Below are 15,174 nucleotides of genomic sequence, written 5' to 3' on the forward strand. Positions count from 1 at the left end.
CGCTATGCCGTCGCGGCCACCGTTCCTCGTGGACGGTGGCCGCGGCGATTGCGTTCGGCGGCTTCCCTGCCTCGTCGCTGCCCCCTACATGAAAGGCATCCGCATATGACTGCCCAGCAGTCGCCGCCCCAGCCGAATCCGAACCCGTCCCGGACCGCCCAGGCGCCCCGTCCCGTCGGCCGCGGCCTGTTGTGGTCCGCGGCAGCGTTCCTGCTGGGCTCCCTCCTCGTCTACAACTCCGTGGACACTTCGGCAGACCCCAAGCCGCAGTCCGGCCCGGCCGTCGCCGCCTCCGCCAGTCCCCAGACGAACGGCTCCTCCTCCGCGGCCGTCCGCGGTCTGGAGATGGCCCGCTCCGCACCGAAACGGCTGAGGATTCCTGCGATCGCCGTCGATGCTCCCTTCACCCCGCTGTCCCTCGGCCCGAGCGGCCAGCTCGACGCCCCGCCCGCGGGGAACAGAAACCTCGTCGGCTGGTTCAAGGACGGCGCCTCCCCGGGGGAGCGCGGAGCGTCGATCCTCGCCGGCCATGTCGACACCAAGACCGGACCCGCGGTGTTCATGCAGCTTGAGTCCATCAAGCCGGGCAGCACGATCAACATCACCCGTGAGGACGGTACGGTCGCGATCTTCAAGGTGGACTCCGTCGAGACCTTCAACAAGAAACAGTTCCCCAATGACCGGGTCTACGCCGATGCGCCGACCGCGCAGCTCCGCATCATCACCTGCGGCGGCGCATACGACCGGAAGGTCAGGGATTACGTGGACAACGTGGTGGTGTTCGCCCACCTGGCATCGTTCCGACGTGCCTGATCGGGGTCGGCGGTACGCGATCCCTGCCGGTACGAGAACCCTGCCCGTACTGCGGGACAGGCCCAGGCCGGTTCCCCGCCGGCCTGGGCGTCGTCATGTCACCCGGGTGGCGGCGACGGAGCCCGCCCGCGACACGACGGCTCACCCGGTCGGCCCAAGCGCCGGCCCCATCCGCTCCCATCGGCGGACGGCCGTGTCCCCGCGCCAGGTGGGAACAGCCGGGCGAGCGCCCCCGCGCCCGGACCGGCGGGTGTAACCGACGGTCTATCGTGGGCGCATGTCCGCCCCTGAACTGATCCGTATCGTCTCCCGCGACTCGCCCATGGCCCTGGCCCAGGTGGAGCGCGTCCGCACCGAACTCGGTCTGCTCCACCCCGGAATCGCCACCGAGGTCGTCCCGGTCAAGACGACCGGCGACCGCTGGCTGGGCGCGCTCTCGCAGGTCGAGGGGAAGGGGGCGTTCACCAAAGAGGTCGACGCGGCGCTCCTGGCCGGTGAGGCGGACCTCGCGGTGCACTGCGTCAAGGACATTCCGGGCGACCGCCCGTTGCCGGCCGGCACGGTTTTCGCCGCCTTCCTGGAGCGCGATGACGTCCGCGATGCGCTGATCCATCCGGGCGGGCTCACCCTCGACGAACTCCCCGCAGGCACCCGGATCGGTACCTCGTCGGTCCGCCGGATCGCCCAACTCGCCGGCTCCCACCCGCATCTCCAGTGCGTACCGATGCGCGGTAACGCCAACCGCCGCATGGAGAAGCTCGCGGCCGGCGAGGCGGACGCACTGCTGCTGGCCGTCTCCGGCCTGGAGCGCATCGGCCGGACGGATGTGATCACCCAGATCCTGTCCGTGGACGAGATGTGCCCGCCCATCGGTGCCGGCGTGCTGGCACTCCAGTGCCGCGAGGACGATACCGACACCATCGACGCGGTCAGCGGCCTGGGGCATCCCCGGACGTACCAGGAGACCACCGCCGAGCGCATGCTGCTGCACGTTCTGCAGGGCCACTGCAACAGCCCGATCGCCGGCTATGCCAAGACCGACCGGCGCGGTGAACTCTCCCTGCGCGCCTGTGTGTTCAGCCCGGACGGCAAGACCGTGCTCAACGCGCACGAATGGGCCGGGCCGCTCACCCCGGAGACGCTCGGCACGTCGGTGGCGGTAGCCCTGCTCCGCCAGGGCGCGCGCGAACTGATCGACGGCATCGCGCACTGATGTCATCGGACCGCCCGGTAGGTGTGATCCACCACAGCCAAACCGTGCGTTCGGTCATCAACGGGAACCAACGGATCAGACTTCGGAGAAGCAACGGTCTCAGGCTCCGGACTGATCTTTGCGTGCTCGCCGCACGCATGACAGGATATCCGCGCCGCACGGGGGAGCGGCGCATGAGCGGGGACAACCTCCCTTAGCGCACCAGGAGTTCAGCCCACACCTGAAGTGGTGGTGCTCCTTCTTCCCGGGGCGGCGAGACCTGCTGAGCCGCAACTATCACACACACGGGAATGGAAATCGGACACCGAGATGAACACCACCGCCACCACGACACAGACATCCAGCCGTACGCCGATCTACGAAGAAATGGTCGAGAAGCACGGCGATGTTCTCGCCGAAGTCCGTGAGGTCGCCGAACATTCGCAGCAGAAGGTGTCCCAGGCCCTCGACTGGAGTGATCTGCGCCGCCCGCGCGACTAGCGTCAGCCTGCTGTGGGGAATGTGGGGAAAACGTCCAGCAGTCGCGGGGGAGCCGCTTGCTTCCACGAGTCCACGAGGATGTCCCGCAGCTCGTCCATGTCCTCCAGCTCGGCGATCCGCACCCGCACCCATGCGGAGCCGGCCTCATGTGGCGGCACCCAGAATTTCCTCGGCTCCGCCGCGATCAGTTCCTGCCGCTCATGGACCGGGCACCGCACGGCGAAAGACGTCTCATCGTCGGGGATCGTGAGGAACATCTTCCCGGCGACCCGGAAGGTGGGCATCTCCCAGGCGATCTTCTCCACTGTCTCCGGCAGGGAGAGGGCGATACGGCGGACATCAGCGGAATCGATCACGCCACTACCTTAAGCGCATGAGGACACGTGCGAGACGCGTGCGAGGGCACCCCGGAGGTGGTCGGAACCCCCCGGAGGTAACCTGAAGCCGATGCCCCTGCCCCTGCCCAGGCCGGGGAGGTCGGTGTATGACCTCAAGCGAGAGCCCCCGCCCCAGTAGGGCGGATACGCCCCGTTACCTGCCGATCGCCGAGCACGGTCTGATCGGCGATATGCGTACGTCGGCGCTCGTCGGGACGAATGGCACCGTCGACTGGTACTGCTGTACACGCTTCGACGCGCCCAGCGTCTTCGCCGCGATCCTGGACGCCGATCGCGGAGGGTCCTTCGAACTGGCCCCGGACGTGCCCGCCCGGACGAAGCAGTTCTACTTCCCCGACACCAACATCCTGATCACCAGGTTCTTCGCGGAGCACGGCGTCGGTGAGGTCCAGGACTTCATGCCGATCGTCGACGACTCGCGCGAGGCGGACCGCCACCGGCTGATCCGCCGGGTGCTGTGCGTACGCGGAGCGCTGCCCTTCACCGCCCGGGTGGCGCCTCGGTTCGACTACGGCCGGCAGACGCACGCCGTGCGTCGTCGGCAGGGCCACACGGTCTTCGAGTCGCCGGATCTCTCACTGGGACTGACCTCCAGCGTTCCGGTCGAGATCGACGGCCCGGACGCCTGGTCGTCCTTCAAACTGCACGAGGGCGAGTCGGCGGTGTTCGCGCTCGACCGGATCGGCGACGGGGTGGAGCCGCGGGCCTGCCCGGTGCGGGAGGCGGAGGAGCAGTTCAGTGCCACGGTGCGGTACTGGCGCGGCTGGCTGTCGCAGTCCCGCTACCGAGGGCGCTGGCGGGAGATGGTCCACCGTTCCGCACTCACTCTCAAGCTCCTCACCTACGCACCGACCGGAGCGATTGTGGCCGCGCCGACCACCAGCCTGCCCGAACAGATCGGCGGTGAGCGCAACTGGGACTACCGCTATGTGTGGGTGAGGGACGCCGCGTTCTGTATCTACGCGCTGCTCAGACTTGGATTCACCGATGAGGCCAAGACTTTTGTGCACTTCCTCTCCGGCGTCATCTGCCGGAACTGCGGCTCCGTCGACGTCTCCGTGGCCGGCTCCGGCGCCGGGGGCGGGGCTGAGGCCGGACCCGGCCCCGGACGCGGTAGCCCGTTGCAGATCATGTACAGGATCGACGGCCGCAGCGAACTGCCCGAAAGCGAGCTGCCCCACCTGGAGGGCCATCTGGGCTCGGCTCCCGTCCGTATCGGCAACAACGCCGTCAATCAGCTCCAACTGGATATCTATGGGGCCCTTATCGACTCCCTCTACCTCTACGACAAATGGGGGGAGCCGCTGTCCAGCAACGAATGGGACACCATCGTCGATCTGGTCGACTGGGTCTGCGACAACTGGGATCAGCCGGATGAGGGCATCTGGGAGACCCGTGGCAGCACCCAGAAATTCCTCTACTCGCGATTGATGTGCTGGGTCGCGATCGAGCGGGCGATGCGGATCGCCGGGCACCGCGGCCTGCCTGCGGACATGCTCCGCTGGGGCCGGGCCCGTGACACGATCTACCGGCGGATCATGGAGCGCGGCTGGTCCGCGGAGCGCAAGGCATTCGTCCAGCACGAAGGCGACGATGTGCTCGACGCCGCCGTCCTGATGATGCCGCTGGCCAAATTCATCTCTCCCACGGACCCGAAATGGCTTTCCACTCTTGACGCATTGGGAACGGACCTGGTGTCCGACTCCCTGGTCTACCGCTACGACCCGAGCCGCAGTCCGGACGGGCTGCGCGGTGAGGAGGGCACCTTCTCGATCTGTTCCTTCTGGTACGTCGAGGCGCTTTCCCGCGCGGGCCGGGTGGACGAGGCCCGGCTGGCCTTCGAGAAGATGCTCACCTACGCCAACCACCTCGGGCTCTACGCCGAGGAAATCGGCCGCACCGGCGAACAGATAGGCAATTTCCCCCAGGCCTTCACCCACCTCGCGCTGATCAGCGCGGCGTTCAACCTGGACCGGGCGCTGGGGTGACCGTGCCGAGAGCGTCAGGCCGTGCCGTGGGGCGGCCGCCTCCGCGCAGCCGCGGATCTGTGCGGAGGCGAACCGTCTTCATGCCGGATTTACAGCGGCCGGGCCCACAGGTCCCACTGCAGGCCTGAGCCGTCGCAGAAGGGGTCGGCCCACTTACCGCTGGAGACCAGGTCGGTGCCGGCCTCCTGGCATCCGCTGAGGGTCCAGAACTTCTTGCCGGTCCAGACCGTTCCGGGAGGACCGTCCATCGGCTCGGCCCGGTGCTGGGCGTGGGCGGCGGTGGACTCCGCGGTGTGCTCCCCGGTGGTGGCGTTGGCCTGAGCGGCGCCGCCCAGGCCGGCGACCGTGAGAGCCGTCGCGGCGAGTGCGGTGAGCAGAATGCGCTTGTTTCGCACGTGTCTTCCTTTCCCCGTAGTGGTCGGGGCCCGTGTGGGCCCGTCGCTCCGTACACGGATACGGGGAGGGCGCCGTATGACAGCGCGGCGTGTGAGGTGGGTCACGTTGTGGCGAGGGTTGGGGTGGTGGGGCTGGCGGCTCCTGGGCGGTGAAGTGTCCGGTCTGCGGGTTTACCTGTTCTTTTCGGGGTGTTGGCCGGAGGTGCTTGCCTTCGGGGTGCGGAGATGGATAACGTACCCAGCGGTCTAAAGCTTTCTGGACAGCTTTAGTGAAAGCTAAACCATGGCATCGGTTTCCTGGGTGGGGGAGAAGCATGCAGATCAACGTTGCCGTCGCTTACCACAGCGGATACGGCCACACCGCCAAGCAGGCGGCAGCCGTGGCGGCCGGCGCGGAGAAGGTGCCCGACACCCGCGTACACCTGCTCTCCCTCGCCGAACTGAACGACGAACTCTGGGCGGCGCTGCAGGAGGCCGACGCCGTCGTCTTCGGTACGCCGACGTACATGGGTGGCAGCAGCGCGGTCTTCCGTACCTTCGTCGAGGCCACCAGCCAGGTCTGGGGCGACAACATGCGCTGGAAGAACAAGATCGCCGGCGGCTTCACCAACAGCGGCAACATGGCGGGGGACAAGCTCAACGCCCTCATCGACATCGCCCTGTTCGCCGCCCAGCACGGCATGATCTGGGTCGGCCTGGCCGAGTACGGCGGCTGGAACACCTCCTCCGGCAGTCCCGAGGACATCAACCGGCTCGGCAGCTGGCTGGGCGCCATGTCCCAGTCGAACAACGACGAAGGGCCCGACGTCACGCCCTGCGCCGGCGATCTGCGCACCGCGGAGGCGCTCGGCCGCCGGATCGCCGAGACCGCCCACGTCCACCGCGCCGGGCGCGCCGCGGTGTCGCTGGAGGACGTGTCCGGCTGATCTCCGGCAGCCTCTCCTGAGGCGTACCGGCGGAGGGGCGGCGCAACATCGGGCCGGGGGAGGGCGGTTGCTGGTGCCCGCAGGCGCCGGCGACTCTGTCCCGGGTGCCAGGCGCGGCCCCTCACGGTGCCCTCACGCGGGGCTCGGACCTGAGCCGGGTGCCCCGGTGCACGGTGCGGTGCGTACGCCGATCCTTCGCTGACGCCCCATCAGAGCCGGCTCGGGCGGATCCATCTGCTCGCTCCGTACAGGGCGGCAGGTCCCCCGGCGCATCGGCCGAGGTCACCCCACGGCCCACCCATCCCCTTCGGCAGTCCCACCTTTCCGTACCGCGCTCGCGGAACCTCGCGTGCCCGGCGATTCCCGGCAGGGTCCGCCCGCGTGGCCGTCCGTCCTGCCATCCCACCAGGAGACACGAGGAGATCAGCCATGTTCCAGACCACCACCGACGCCGAGTTGACCGGCAACCCGATCGACGAAGTGATCGGCTCCACCATCCGCTACGCGGCGCTGACCACCGCCGCCAAGCTCGGCGTCTTCGCCGTCCTGGAGGACGGCGGGCCCAAGACGCTCGACGAACTGGCCGCGGCCATCGGCGCCGGTACCGACGGGACCCGGGCGGTCGCCGACGTGGCCGCCGTCCTCGGGTGGCTCACCCTGGAGGACGGCCGCTACCGCAACGGTCCGCTGGCCGAGCGCTGGCTGGGCAAGGACGCCGAGTTCGACTTCACCCCGGCACTGCTGTGGGCGTACGAACTCACCAACGTCCTGTGGGAACTCCCGCAGGCCGTACGGGACGGCAAGCCCGCACAGTCCCTGTGGGAGCGCTGGGCCGACAACCCCGGGGCCGGGCGGGACTTCGCCGCGTATATGAAGGTCAAGTCCCGGCTGACGGTGGACGCCATCGTGGACGCCGTACCGCTGCCCGACGGGGCCCGGCGCCTGCTCGACCTGGGCGGTTCGCACGGACTGCACTCCCTCGCCATGTGCCGCCGGCACCCCGGGCTCTCCGCGACCATCCTCGATCTGCCCGAGGCGCTCGCCGACACCGGCACCGCGATCGAACAGGCCGGTCTCGCCGACCGGATCACCCTCCAACGCGGCAGCTTCCTCAGCGGCGACCTCGGCAGCGGCTACGACGTGGTGTTCCTCTTCGAGATCGTGCACAACCACACCGACGCCGAGAACCGGGACCTGATAGCGCGGGCCGCCAAGGCTCTCCGGCCCGGTGGCCGGATCGCGATCCTCGAGGACGTCCGTGGCGAGCGGCCCGAACCGCACAACGCCGCGTTCTCCCTCGCCATGTACGCCTGCTCCGGCGACCGCACCTACAGCCTGCCGGAGATCTCCGGGTGGCTGACGGACGCGGGTCTGAAAACCGTCGAGCGGATCAGCCTGCCCTCGTCCGTCTCGCTGGTCGTCGGCAGCAAGTAGCGCCGGCCGCCGCGGAAGGGGGGAGCACGATGCAGATCGATCTGGCACACCGGTCGACCCGTTCATGGCAGATGGCCGCGGACCTCGCGAGAGAGGTGTACGCCCAGGCATACGGTGCCGAGGTGGCGCCCCGGCCCGACTCGTTCATCGTCGCCCGCCCCGCCTGCTGCCGGGCGGAGCCGGGCGCCGCGCCACTGGCCTGCGCGGGGCTGACCTTCGGCCGGGACCAGGCGCTGTTCTCCGAGCGCTACCTCGGCACCGGCGTCGAGGAGGCCATCCTGGCCCGCCTCGGCGTCGCGGTGGACCGCGGCCGGGTGGTGGAGGTGGGGGCGCTGGCCACCCGCCGGGTCACCATCGGCCGGGAGCTGGTCAGAGCCACCCCGATCGTCGCCTGGTGCCTGGGCATGGAGTACATCCTGTGCACCGTCACCCGCCGCCTGGTCACCATGCTGGGCCGCACCGGCATCCGCTTCGTGCCGTTCGCTCCCGCCGACCCGCGCCGGCTGCCGCCCGACGAGGCGGCGCGCTGGGGCACGTACTACGACCACGAACCACAGGTCGGCGTCATCGCCCTGAACGCGCTGGACCGGCTCTTCTCCGACGCCACCGGACGCTACTCCGTCACCGATCTGCAACTGAGCATCAGCGCCTTGGAGGTGGCCGGACATGCGGGCCATTGAGGAGATACTGACCCGGTTCGCCGAGTCGCGGCGCCCGCTCATCGAGGTGCTGGACGAGGACGGCACCCCGGCGCGCGTCCTCACCTACCGGGAGGTGACGCGCCGGGCCGCGGACCTCGCCCGGCGGTTCGGCCGACGGTCAGGCCGGCCGGCGCGTGTCGGTGTGCTCTGCGGCAACACCCCCGAATTCGCCGTCGCCGACCTGGCGTTGCTCATGGCCCGTGCCATCGAGGTACCGGTCCCGCTCGCCTTCTCCGCCGAACAGGCCGCCGGTCTGCTGGCGGACACCGACCTGTGCGTGGTGGACGCCGCCGGAGGCGCGCGCCTGCGCGAGTGGGGGCGGAGCCGGGTCCTTCCCCCCGGCTGCACGGTGCTGCCGCTGTCCGTGGACGGACCCGTACCGTCCACGCCCCTGGTACCGCCGCCGGCCGGTACCACCCCCGCGGACCGGGACTGGGAGTGCAAGGTCATCCACACCTCCGGAACCACCTCGTGCCCCAAGGGCGTACGGATCCGGGCCCGGGCCCTGGACGAACTGCTGGGCTCCCTGCGCCGGGTGATGCCGTCCGGCGCGTTCGCCCGCTACCTGTCGGTCGTACCGTTCAGCCTGCTCATCGAGCAGGTCACCGCTCTGTACATGGTGCTGCTCGACGGCGGGACACTCGTCCTGATGCCGCCCGGCAAGGCGCTCGTCGGCACCGCGGCGGGGGCCGCCGCCGACTGCCTGCCGTATGTGGCGGCCGCCCGGCCCACCGCGCTGGTCGCCACCCCCACGCTGGTCGACGCCCTCGCCGCCGCCGCCGACCGCGCCGCGGACCGCGCACACCCGGTCGCCCCGGCCCTGTTCGGTACCCGCGAAGCACCGCTCATCTGCTGCGGCGGGGCACCCGTGCACCCCGACCTGCTGCGCCGCCTGGACGCCCACGGCCTGCCCGTCCACGAAGGGTACGGGCTGTCCGAGAACAGCTCCGTGGTCAGCTGGAACACCCCCGCCGCGCGCCGCCTCGGCACCGTCGGCCGCCCGCTGCCGCACGTCCGCGTCCGCACCGCCGACGACGGCGAGCTCCTGGTCCGCAGCTCCTCGCTGTTCGCCGGTTACACCCGCAACGACCCCTCCAGCCTGGCCCTCGACGCCGACGGCTGGCTGCACACCGGCGACCTGGCCCGGATCGACGAGGACGGCTTCCTCACCATCACCGGACGCAAGAAGAATGTCATCATCACCGCGGCCGGCCGCAATATCGCCCCCGAATGGGTCGAGGCCCAGTACGCCCGGCTGCCCTTCGTCCGCGCGGTCGCCGTCGTCGGCGAGGGGCTCGACACCCTGCACGGGCTGTTCCTCGTCGAGGAGGCCACCGACATCACGGCCGCCGCGGTGGCCGTCCGGGAGTTCGGCGAAGCGCACCTCTCCGACGTGGAACGGGTCGCCGTGCCGCACTTCCTCGCCGACCCACGCCTCTACCGCAGGTACTTCACCGTCACCGGACGGCCGATGCGCCAGGCCGTCCGCACCGCCCTCGTCAACGGAACGCTGTACGACCACCAAGGAGCTGACGCATGACCGCGCACGCCGACGTCCTGCCCTACGGCGCCGCCACCGGCCGGCTCGTCCTGCCCGCCGACGACAGGTCACTCGGCGCACTGGACCCCGCATGGGTCACCGGCCTGCTGGCTGACGCCGGATTCCTCCTCTTCCGGGGCTTTCGCACCGGCCTCGCGGAGTTCACCGCCTTCGTGAAGGCGCACTCCGGCCGGATCACCCTCGACCCGGCGCGCTCCTTCCACGGCGGCGAGGTCGCCCAGAAGGTGGACGCCGGCACCGGCGCCGTCGGCCTGCACCTGGAGAACGGCAACAGCCCCTTCGGCCCCGACCTCACCTGGTTCCTGTGCGAGAAGGCCGCCGCCAGCGGCTCCCGGACCACCGTCTGCGACGGCTACCGCGTCTGGGACGCGGCGAGCGACACCGCCCGCGCGGTCTTCGGCACCCAGGACATCATGTACGGCCGCCGTGTCGAAGAGCCCAAGTGGAAGGCGTTCGTCTGCCACCAGACGGAGGGCCGCAAGGAGCCCGACGACGTCACCTTCGCCGACTTGAAGGAGCTGCTGGGCGGCACCGTCACCACCACCCTCCAGCTCAACGACGACGGCTCGATCCACTACGCGTACCGCACCGGCGCCGCCCGTCCCACGCTCTTCGGCAGCCGGCTCGCCTGGGCCAACAGCGTCTTCGGCCCGTCCTACAACTACGAGGCACCACGCATCACCTTCGCCGACGGCACCGCGATACCCGACGCGCTGCTCGCCGAACTCCGCAGGATCACCGACGACCTGACCGAGGAACTCGACTGGCAGGACGGCGATGTGGCGCTCATCGACAACACCCGGGTGATGCACGGCCGCCGCGAGATCCTCGACCCCGGCCGGACCGTCTACAACGCCCAGAGCTACCTCGACCCGGCGCTGCTGACGGCCGTACGGACCGGAAGGGCACAGGGGTGACCGGCACCACCGCGGCCCCCGGCCTCGACGACGCGCGGGTCCGCGCCGTCCTGGACGAGATCGCCCGCGCCGCCGAACGCGACGACCAGGACGTGATGCGGCGCGCCTACGCCACCGCCGCCGACTGGCCGCGGCCGCCCACCGCCCGGCAGGCCGCCGACCTGTGCGCACAGGCGGCGCTGCCCGTGCACCCGGAGGTCGGCACCTTCCTCTACCAGCTCGTACGGGGCCGGCGTCCGGCACTCGTCGTGGAGTTCGGCACCTCCTTCGGCGCGTCCACGCTCTACGCGGCCGCGGCCCTCCGCGACAATGGCGGCGGCCTGGTCATCGGCTCCGAGCTGCACCCCGGCAAGGCCGGGCGGGCCCGCGAGCACCTGGCGCGCGCCGGGCTCGCCGACTACGCCGAGATCAGGACCGGCGACGCCCGTGAGCGGCTCGCCGACCTGCCCGGGCCGCCCGACCTCGTGCTGCTCGACGGGTGGAAGGAGCTCTACCTCCCGGTCCTGAAGGTCCTCGAACCGCAGCTGCGCGCCGGCACCCTGATCGTCTCCGACAACCTGCCGATGCTGCCCCCGGAATTCCTCGACCACGTCCGCACCGCCGGGCACGGCTACCTCTCCCAGCGGCTCCCGCTGGGAGAGGGCATCGAATTCACCGTCCGTCTCCAGGAAGGCCCACCGCACCGATGACCCACCGCACCCACCGACGTACCCTCCTCCGGGCCGGCCTCGCCGCACTGCCGCTGACCGCGGCGGCACCGGCCGTCGCAGCGGCCGCCGAACGGCACGGCCGGCTCACCGCCGCCGCCGTCGCCCGGTGGACCGATGCCTACCTGGAGGCCTGGCGGACCAAGAACGACGTCGCCGGCGGCCAGCTGTTCACCCCCGACGCCCTGTACGAGGCGGTGCCCGGCGTACCGGAGCAGACCTTCCGCGGCCGGGAGGCGATCGAGCGCTACTGGCGCGAGGTCACCGCCGACCAGAGCGATATCACCGGCCGTCACGGCACGCCGATCGTCACCGGGGACCGGGCGGCCGTCGAACTCTGGGTCACTCTGCGGTCCCCCGCGCTCAACCCCGACGGCGACCACTGGGCCACCCTCCTGGAGACCAACATCCTGCTCTTCGCCCCCGACGGCCGCTGCCGCCGCAACACCGAGTACTGGAACATCCGGACCGGCCGCCTCACACCGCCCCAGGGGTGGGGCACCGCATGACGCCGCCCGCCCGCCCGGGTGGCCGGCCCCGCCTCAACGGCGGATCAGCACACCCTCCTCGATGGCGGCGAGCGCGATCCGCAGCTGTTCGCTGAGGGCCCTGGCGGTGTGCTCCGGAATGCGGTCGACGAGCCGGGCGTGCACGGCGGTCGTGGCGCGCACCGCCGCCTCGGCGGTCTCCACCCCGAGCGGAGTCAGCTGCACCCAGCTGCTGCGGGCGTCGTCCTCGGCCGCCGCGCGGGTGACGTACCCGGCGGCCACCAGGCGCTTGACGACGTTGCTGGTGCCGCCGGACGACAGCAGGAGGGCCTGGGTGAGATCGGTCGGCTTGAGGCGGTACGGCGCGCCGATCCGCCGCAGCGTGGCCAGGACGCCGTACTCGGCCTGGGTCAGCCCCAGCTTCTCCAGCTCGGCCGCCGCCGCGGTGTCGAACGCCGAGACCAGCAGGGCGCTGCGCTTGGCCAGTTCCAGGGGCAGACCGGCGATTTCGGGCAGCTCCTGTCCCCATGCCGAGATGATCTCGTCTACGTGGTCAGGCTCCACTGCCATCCGCCTTCTCTCTGCCACACTCCGTTCAACGATATCCCACCGCTCCGACGGAACCGTTTCTGACCTGCGGAGACCCGGGGCGGACACAGATCGCCGACGCACGGATCAGGGAGCGATCCGCCAGCTCAGCTCCCCGGACAGCGGCTTGCGCAAGGCCGGTTCACGCACCGCGTCCGTGCGGTCGGTGGCGCGGGCGGTGACCGTATGGCCGCGGCCGTCCGCCGGAACGCCGAGCGTACGCGGGACGACCGAGACCCGGCCCCGCGCGGCCTTCCGCTCGCGGCCGTCGACATACCACCTCACCTGCGCGGAGGCGGGCACGCCGACGCGGATGCGGTCCCCTCGGTTCAGCGCACGGTCAGTGGCGACCGGACTGCTCAGCACGCTCGCATGGCGGTAGAAGGCGGCGATCATCGCCTCCCGCCCGGGGAGGTTGAACTCCCGCCCGAGCGTCCGCATGATCGAGTTCTCGGTGGGCCGGTTCAGCCCGTACTGGTAGTAGCCGCCGCCCTCGTACGCGCCGACCGGGCCGCCGTCCGGCGACTCCTGGCCGAGCCAGCGGTACCACTTCTGCTGCTGGGCGGTCATCTCGTCGGCGGACAGTGTGCTGAGGTTGACCTGCGCGGGCTCGGGCCCGGTGTAGGTGCCGTCCTCGCCGTAGTCGTACTCGTCGGCGAGCTTGCCGAGCGAGTGGCCGGTTTCGTGTACCGCGATCTGGTCGGACTGGTCGTTGTCGGAGGAGGCGGTGGCGATCCCGTCGTAACCGACCTGCGAGGAGACGTCGTTGTACCCCGCCCCGCCGTACTTGGTGGAATTGCCCAGGACGACGACGAGGTCGGCGGCCGGAGCCTTGGAGGCGTACGCCTCGACCTTGCCGGTGTCGACACAGAGCAGGCGCTCGATTCCGGAGCAGAAGAAGGCGGAGTCCAGGGCGGTGTCGCGCACCACGTCCTGCGCCGGGTCACCGGAGACACCGGACTCGTTGGAGACGGCGTCGACCGCCCAGATGTTGAACAGGCCGGTGTACGAGGCGTACGGCTCGACCGCGGAGATCTTGGCCCACTTGGCGCGGACGTCGGCGTGGAAGTCCTCCTGCTGGTCGGCGGTGTAGCCGTCACCGACGAAGACGATGTCGAGCTTGTCGCCGACCGGGCCGTTCTCCACGATCGGGGTCACCTCGCCGTCGCCGGCGGCGATCGCGGCCTTCGCGGTCCGGGAGAGCGGCTTCGGGGCGGGGACGGTGGCATGCCGCGGATGACCGCCGGCCCCGGTGAAGTACTCGACCCGCTGGGTGTGCCGGGGCTCCGGGGCAGAGCCCGGGCCCGGGGCCGGAGCACCGTGCGCCGTGGTCGCGGCCACGGTGCCGGCGGCCAGCGCGGCGGCGGCCAGGCCCGCGGCCGCCGCGGTCCGTAGGGAGAACCGTATGGAGGTACGTCTGAGCATGGGGGGTTGTCCTTCCGAGTCCCACTGAGGAGAGGGGCTGAACCGGATTCAAGCGCGCTCAACGTAGAGGCTCCGGCGGACAGGGGCAATGGATGATGCTTCAAACGACCTGCTGAACAGGAGAGTTCGGGACGGACCGGGCGGCAGCGGCGCGCCGTACATGTCCCGGTTCAGCGTTCGATGCGTGGACGCAGTTCCTGGGCCAGGGCGAGGGTCAGGGCCCTGAAGATACGGACCTCCGGGTTGCCGTCATCCGGTCGGACGGCGAGATAGCTGCTCTCCCAGGGGGCGTCCAGGACGGGCACGAACGCCGCGCCCGGCCAGGCGTAGTAGCGCGCGAAGGACTTCAGGCCGGAGCCGGCCGCGCGTCCGGCGACCACACCGGTCAGGACCTCCTGCGGCGTCAGCGCGCAGTCCGGGCTGCGGCGCTGCGCCTCGTGGTGGAAGTACAGGTAGTCGGTGAAGCTGGCCGGGGTGTGGCCCGGTACCCGGAAGAAGGGCAGGTCGACGATGTCCGCGACACGTACGCCCTCCTCCCGGGCATCGGCCAGCGCGGACGACTCCGGCACCGCCACGATGCGCTGCTCCGTGGTGAGCCGGTCCACGGCGATGCGCTCATCGTCCGGCGCCGGCCGGATGAACGCCACGTCCACCCGGTCCTCGGTGAGCGCGGTGACATGCTCGGTGAAGTTCAGCTGCCGAAGGTCGACGGGGACGTCGGGGCGGGCCCGCCGGAAGGCGTTGATCGCGGCGGGCGTCAGCTCGGCCGACCCGTGGCCCATGATGCCGATCCGCAGCGGGCGGGGCGTATCGGGCAGCGGCTCGCGTACGACCTCGGCGATGTCGTCCAGGGCGGCGTTGGCGGTGGCCAGCAGGGTACGGGCGTGCCCGGCCAGCCGCGCTCCGGCGCGCGTGGGGGAGACCGGGTTGCGGTGCAGCAACTGGGTACCGAGCTCGCTCTCCAGCTGCCGCACATGCTGGGTGACCGCGGGCGGGGAGAGGAACAGCCGGGCGGCGGCCCGTTTGAAATGCCGTTCCTCGACCACCGCCAGGAACGACGACAGCAAGCGAAGGTCCATGCCGGCCAGCCTAAAGGGACGGCTGAGCGGTCCCGTAAGGGCGTTCATGATTCGTGAACGC

16 protein-coding genes are annotated in these 15,174 nt (G+C 70.6%); 11 read left to right on the plus strand and 5 right to left on the minus strand.

Annotated features, from left to right (window positions below; all coding sequences use genetic code 11):
* Positions 1–105 precede the first annotated feature (105 nt).
* The 3 genes from AZE13_RS22105 (at position 106) to AZE13_RS37030 (ending at position 2,506) form a co-directional block, all read left to right on the plus strand.
* Positions 106–813 carry a class F sortase gene (locus AZE13_RS22105; protein ID WP_066934688.1) on the plus strand — a complete coding sequence of 236 codons (708 nt, stop codon included), beginning with the start codon at positions 106–108 and terminating at the stop codon, positions 811–813.
* A 277-nt stretch (positions 814–1,090) separates the two neighbouring features.
* Positions 1,091–2,026, plus strand: a complete 936-nt coding sequence (gene hemC / locus AZE13_RS22110; protein ID WP_066934691.1) for a hydroxymethylbilane synthase — start codon at positions 1,091–1,093, stop codon at positions 2,024–2,026.
* Positions 2,027–2,335: 309 nt separating this feature from the next.
* Positions 2,336–2,506, plus strand: a complete 171-nt coding sequence (locus AZE13_RS37030) for a hypothetical protein (protein WP_181690415.1) — start codon at positions 2,336–2,338, stop codon at positions 2,504–2,506.
* Between the two features lie 2 nt (positions 2,507–2,508).
* Here AZE13_RS37030 and AZE13_RS22115 read toward each other — a convergent pair whose 3' ends face one another.
* Entirely contained in the window at positions 2,509–2,862 is a 354-nt protein-coding gene (locus AZE13_RS22115; RefSeq protein WP_066934694.1) for an MmcQ/YjbR family DNA-binding protein, read from the minus strand.
* A 128-nt stretch (positions 2,863–2,990) separates the two neighbouring features.
* Between AZE13_RS22115 and AZE13_RS22120 the strand changes: the two genes are divergently transcribed.
* Positions 2,991–4,892 carry a glycoside hydrolase family 15 protein gene (locus AZE13_RS22120; protein ID WP_066934697.1) on the plus strand — a complete coding sequence of 634 codons (1,902 nt, stop codon included), beginning with the start codon at positions 2,991–2,993 and terminating at the stop codon, positions 4,890–4,892.
* An 89-nt stretch (positions 4,893–4,981) separates the two neighbouring features.
* Here AZE13_RS22120 and AZE13_RS22125 read toward each other — a convergent pair whose 3' ends face one another.
* Entirely contained in the window at positions 4,982–5,287 is a 306-nt protein-coding gene (locus tag AZE13_RS22125; RefSeq protein ID WP_066934700.1) for a hypothetical protein, read from the minus strand.
* 314 nt (positions 5,288–5,601) lie between these two features.
* Here AZE13_RS22125 and AZE13_RS22130 point away from each other — a divergent pair, with 314 nt between their 5' ends.
* The 7 genes from AZE13_RS22130 (at position 5,602) to AZE13_RS22160 (ending at position 12,042) form a co-directional block, all read left to right on the plus strand.
* On the plus strand, positions 5,602–6,213 hold the full coding sequence (locus AZE13_RS22130) for an NAD(P)H-dependent oxidoreductase (protein ID WP_066934703.1): 612 nt from the start codon (positions 5,602–5,604) through the stop codon (positions 6,211–6,213).
* Between the two features lie 429 nt (positions 6,214–6,642).
* Positions 6,643–7,647, plus strand: a complete 1,005-nt coding sequence (locus tag AZE13_RS22135) for a methyltransferase (RefSeq protein ID WP_066934707.1) — start codon at positions 6,643–6,645, stop codon at positions 7,645–7,647.
* A gap of 29 nt (positions 7,648–7,676) precedes the next feature.
* Positions 7,677–8,327: a thermostable hemolysin gene (locus AZE13_RS22140; protein WP_066934710.1), complete on the plus strand. Its 651-nt coding sequence runs from the start codon at positions 7,677–7,679 to the stop codon at positions 8,325–8,327.
* Positions 8,314–9,888, plus strand: a complete 1,575-nt coding sequence (locus AZE13_RS22145) for an AMP-binding protein (RefSeq protein ID WP_066934713.1) — start codon at positions 8,314–8,316, stop codon at positions 9,886–9,888. Before AZE13_RS22140 ends, AZE13_RS22145 begins: the two co-directional genes overlap by 14 nt.
* Positions 9,885–10,826, plus strand: coding sequence for a TauD/TfdA family dioxygenase (locus AZE13_RS22150; RefSeq protein ID WP_066934715.1), 942 nt, complete (start codon positions 9,885–9,887; stop codon positions 10,824–10,826). Before AZE13_RS22145 ends, AZE13_RS22150 begins: the two co-directional genes overlap by 4 nt.
* Positions 10,823–11,515 (plus strand): O-methyltransferase, encoded by a 693-nt coding sequence (locus tag AZE13_RS22155; RefSeq protein ID WP_066934718.1) that lies wholly within the window; start codon positions 10,823–10,825, stop codon positions 11,513–11,515. Before AZE13_RS22150 ends, AZE13_RS22155 begins: the two co-directional genes overlap by 4 nt.
* The gene (locus AZE13_RS22160; RefSeq protein WP_066934722.1) at positions 11,512–12,042 is read left to right on the plus strand and encodes a nuclear transport factor 2 family protein; all 531 of its coding nucleotides are present in this window, start codon (positions 11,512–11,514) and stop codon (positions 12,040–12,042) included. Before AZE13_RS22155 ends, AZE13_RS22160 begins: the two co-directional genes overlap by 4 nt.
* 33 nt (positions 12,043–12,075) lie before the next feature.
* On the opposite strand, the gene AZE13_RS22165 is transcribed toward AZE13_RS22160, so the two are convergent.
* The 3 genes from AZE13_RS22165 to AZE13_RS22175 form a co-directional block, all read right to left on the minus strand.
* On the minus strand, positions 12,076–12,591 hold the full coding sequence (locus AZE13_RS22165) for a MarR family winged helix-turn-helix transcriptional regulator (RefSeq protein WP_066934725.1): 516 nt from the start codon (positions 12,589–12,591) through the stop codon (positions 12,076–12,078).
* A 105-nt stretch (positions 12,592–12,696) separates the two neighbouring features.
* The gene (locus tag AZE13_RS22170) at positions 12,697–14,034 is read right to left on the minus strand and encodes a M64 family metallopeptidase (protein ID WP_066934728.1); all 1,338 of its coding nucleotides are present in this window, start codon (positions 14,032–14,034) and stop codon (positions 12,697–12,699) included.
* 170 nt (positions 14,035–14,204) lie between these two features.
* The gene (locus AZE13_RS22175) at positions 14,205–15,113 is read right to left on the minus strand and encodes a LysR substrate-binding domain-containing protein (protein WP_066934730.1); all 909 of its coding nucleotides are present in this window, start codon (positions 15,111–15,113) and stop codon (positions 14,205–14,207) included.
* Positions 15,114–15,174 lie beyond the last annotated feature (61 nt).

Source organism: Streptomyces sp. NBRC 110611 (assembly GCF_001590865.1).
Classification (GTDB): domain Bacteria; phylum Actinomycetota; class Actinomycetes; order Streptomycetales; family Streptomycetaceae; genus Streptomyces.

What these genes read in the sequence shown, in the direction of transcription:
- AZE13_RS37030 (WP_181690415.1), top strand. Translation starts at nt 2,336, where the DNA reads ATGAACACCACCGCCACCACGACACAGACATCCAGCCGTACGCCGATC.
- AZE13_RS22160 (WP_066934722.1), top strand. Translation starts at nt 11,512, where the DNA reads ATGACCCACCGCACCCACCGACGTACCCTCCTCCGGGCCGGCCTCGCC.
- AZE13_RS22140 (WP_066934710.1), top strand. Translation starts at nt 7,677, where the DNA reads ATGCAGATCGATCTGGCACACCGGTCGACCCGTTCATGGCAGATGGCC.
- AZE13_RS22105 (WP_066934688.1), top strand. Translation starts at nt 106, where the DNA reads ATGACTGCCCAGCAGTCGCCGCCCCAGCCGAATCCGAACCCGTCCCGG.
- AZE13_RS22150 (WP_066934715.1), top strand. Translation starts at nt 9,885, where the DNA reads ATGACCGCGCACGCCGACGTCCTGCCCTACGGCGCCGCCACCGGCCGG.
- AZE13_RS22170 (WP_066934728.1), bottom strand. Translation starts at nt 14,034, where the DNA reads ATGCTCAGACGTACCTCCATACGGTTCTCCCTACGGACCGCGGCGGCC.
- AZE13_RS22145 (WP_066934713.1), top strand. Translation starts at nt 8,314, where the DNA reads ATGCGGGCCATTGAGGAGATACTGACCCGGTTCGCCGAGTCGCGGCGC.
- AZE13_RS22175 (WP_066934730.1), bottom strand. Translation starts at nt 15,113, where the DNA reads ATGGACCTTCGCTTGCTGTCGTCGTTCCTGGCGGTGGTCGAGGAACGG.
- AZE13_RS22135 (WP_066934707.1), top strand. Translation starts at nt 6,643, where the DNA reads ATGTTCCAGACCACCACCGACGCCGAGTTGACCGGCAACCCGATCGAC.
- AZE13_RS22130 (WP_066934703.1), top strand. Translation starts at nt 5,602, where the DNA reads ATGCAGATCAACGTTGCCGTCGCTTACCACAGCGGATACGGCCACACC.
- AZE13_RS22165 (WP_066934725.1), bottom strand. Translation starts at nt 12,591, where the DNA reads ATGGCAGTGGAGCCTGACCACGTAGACGAGATCATCTCGGCATGGGGA.
- hemC (WP_066934691.1), top strand. Translation starts at nt 1,091, where the DNA reads ATGTCCGCCCCTGAACTGATCCGTATCGTCTCCCGCGACTCGCCCATG.
- AZE13_RS22120 (WP_066934697.1), top strand. Translation starts at nt 2,991, where the DNA reads ATGACCTCAAGCGAGAGCCCCCGCCCCAGTAGGGCGGATACGCCCCGT.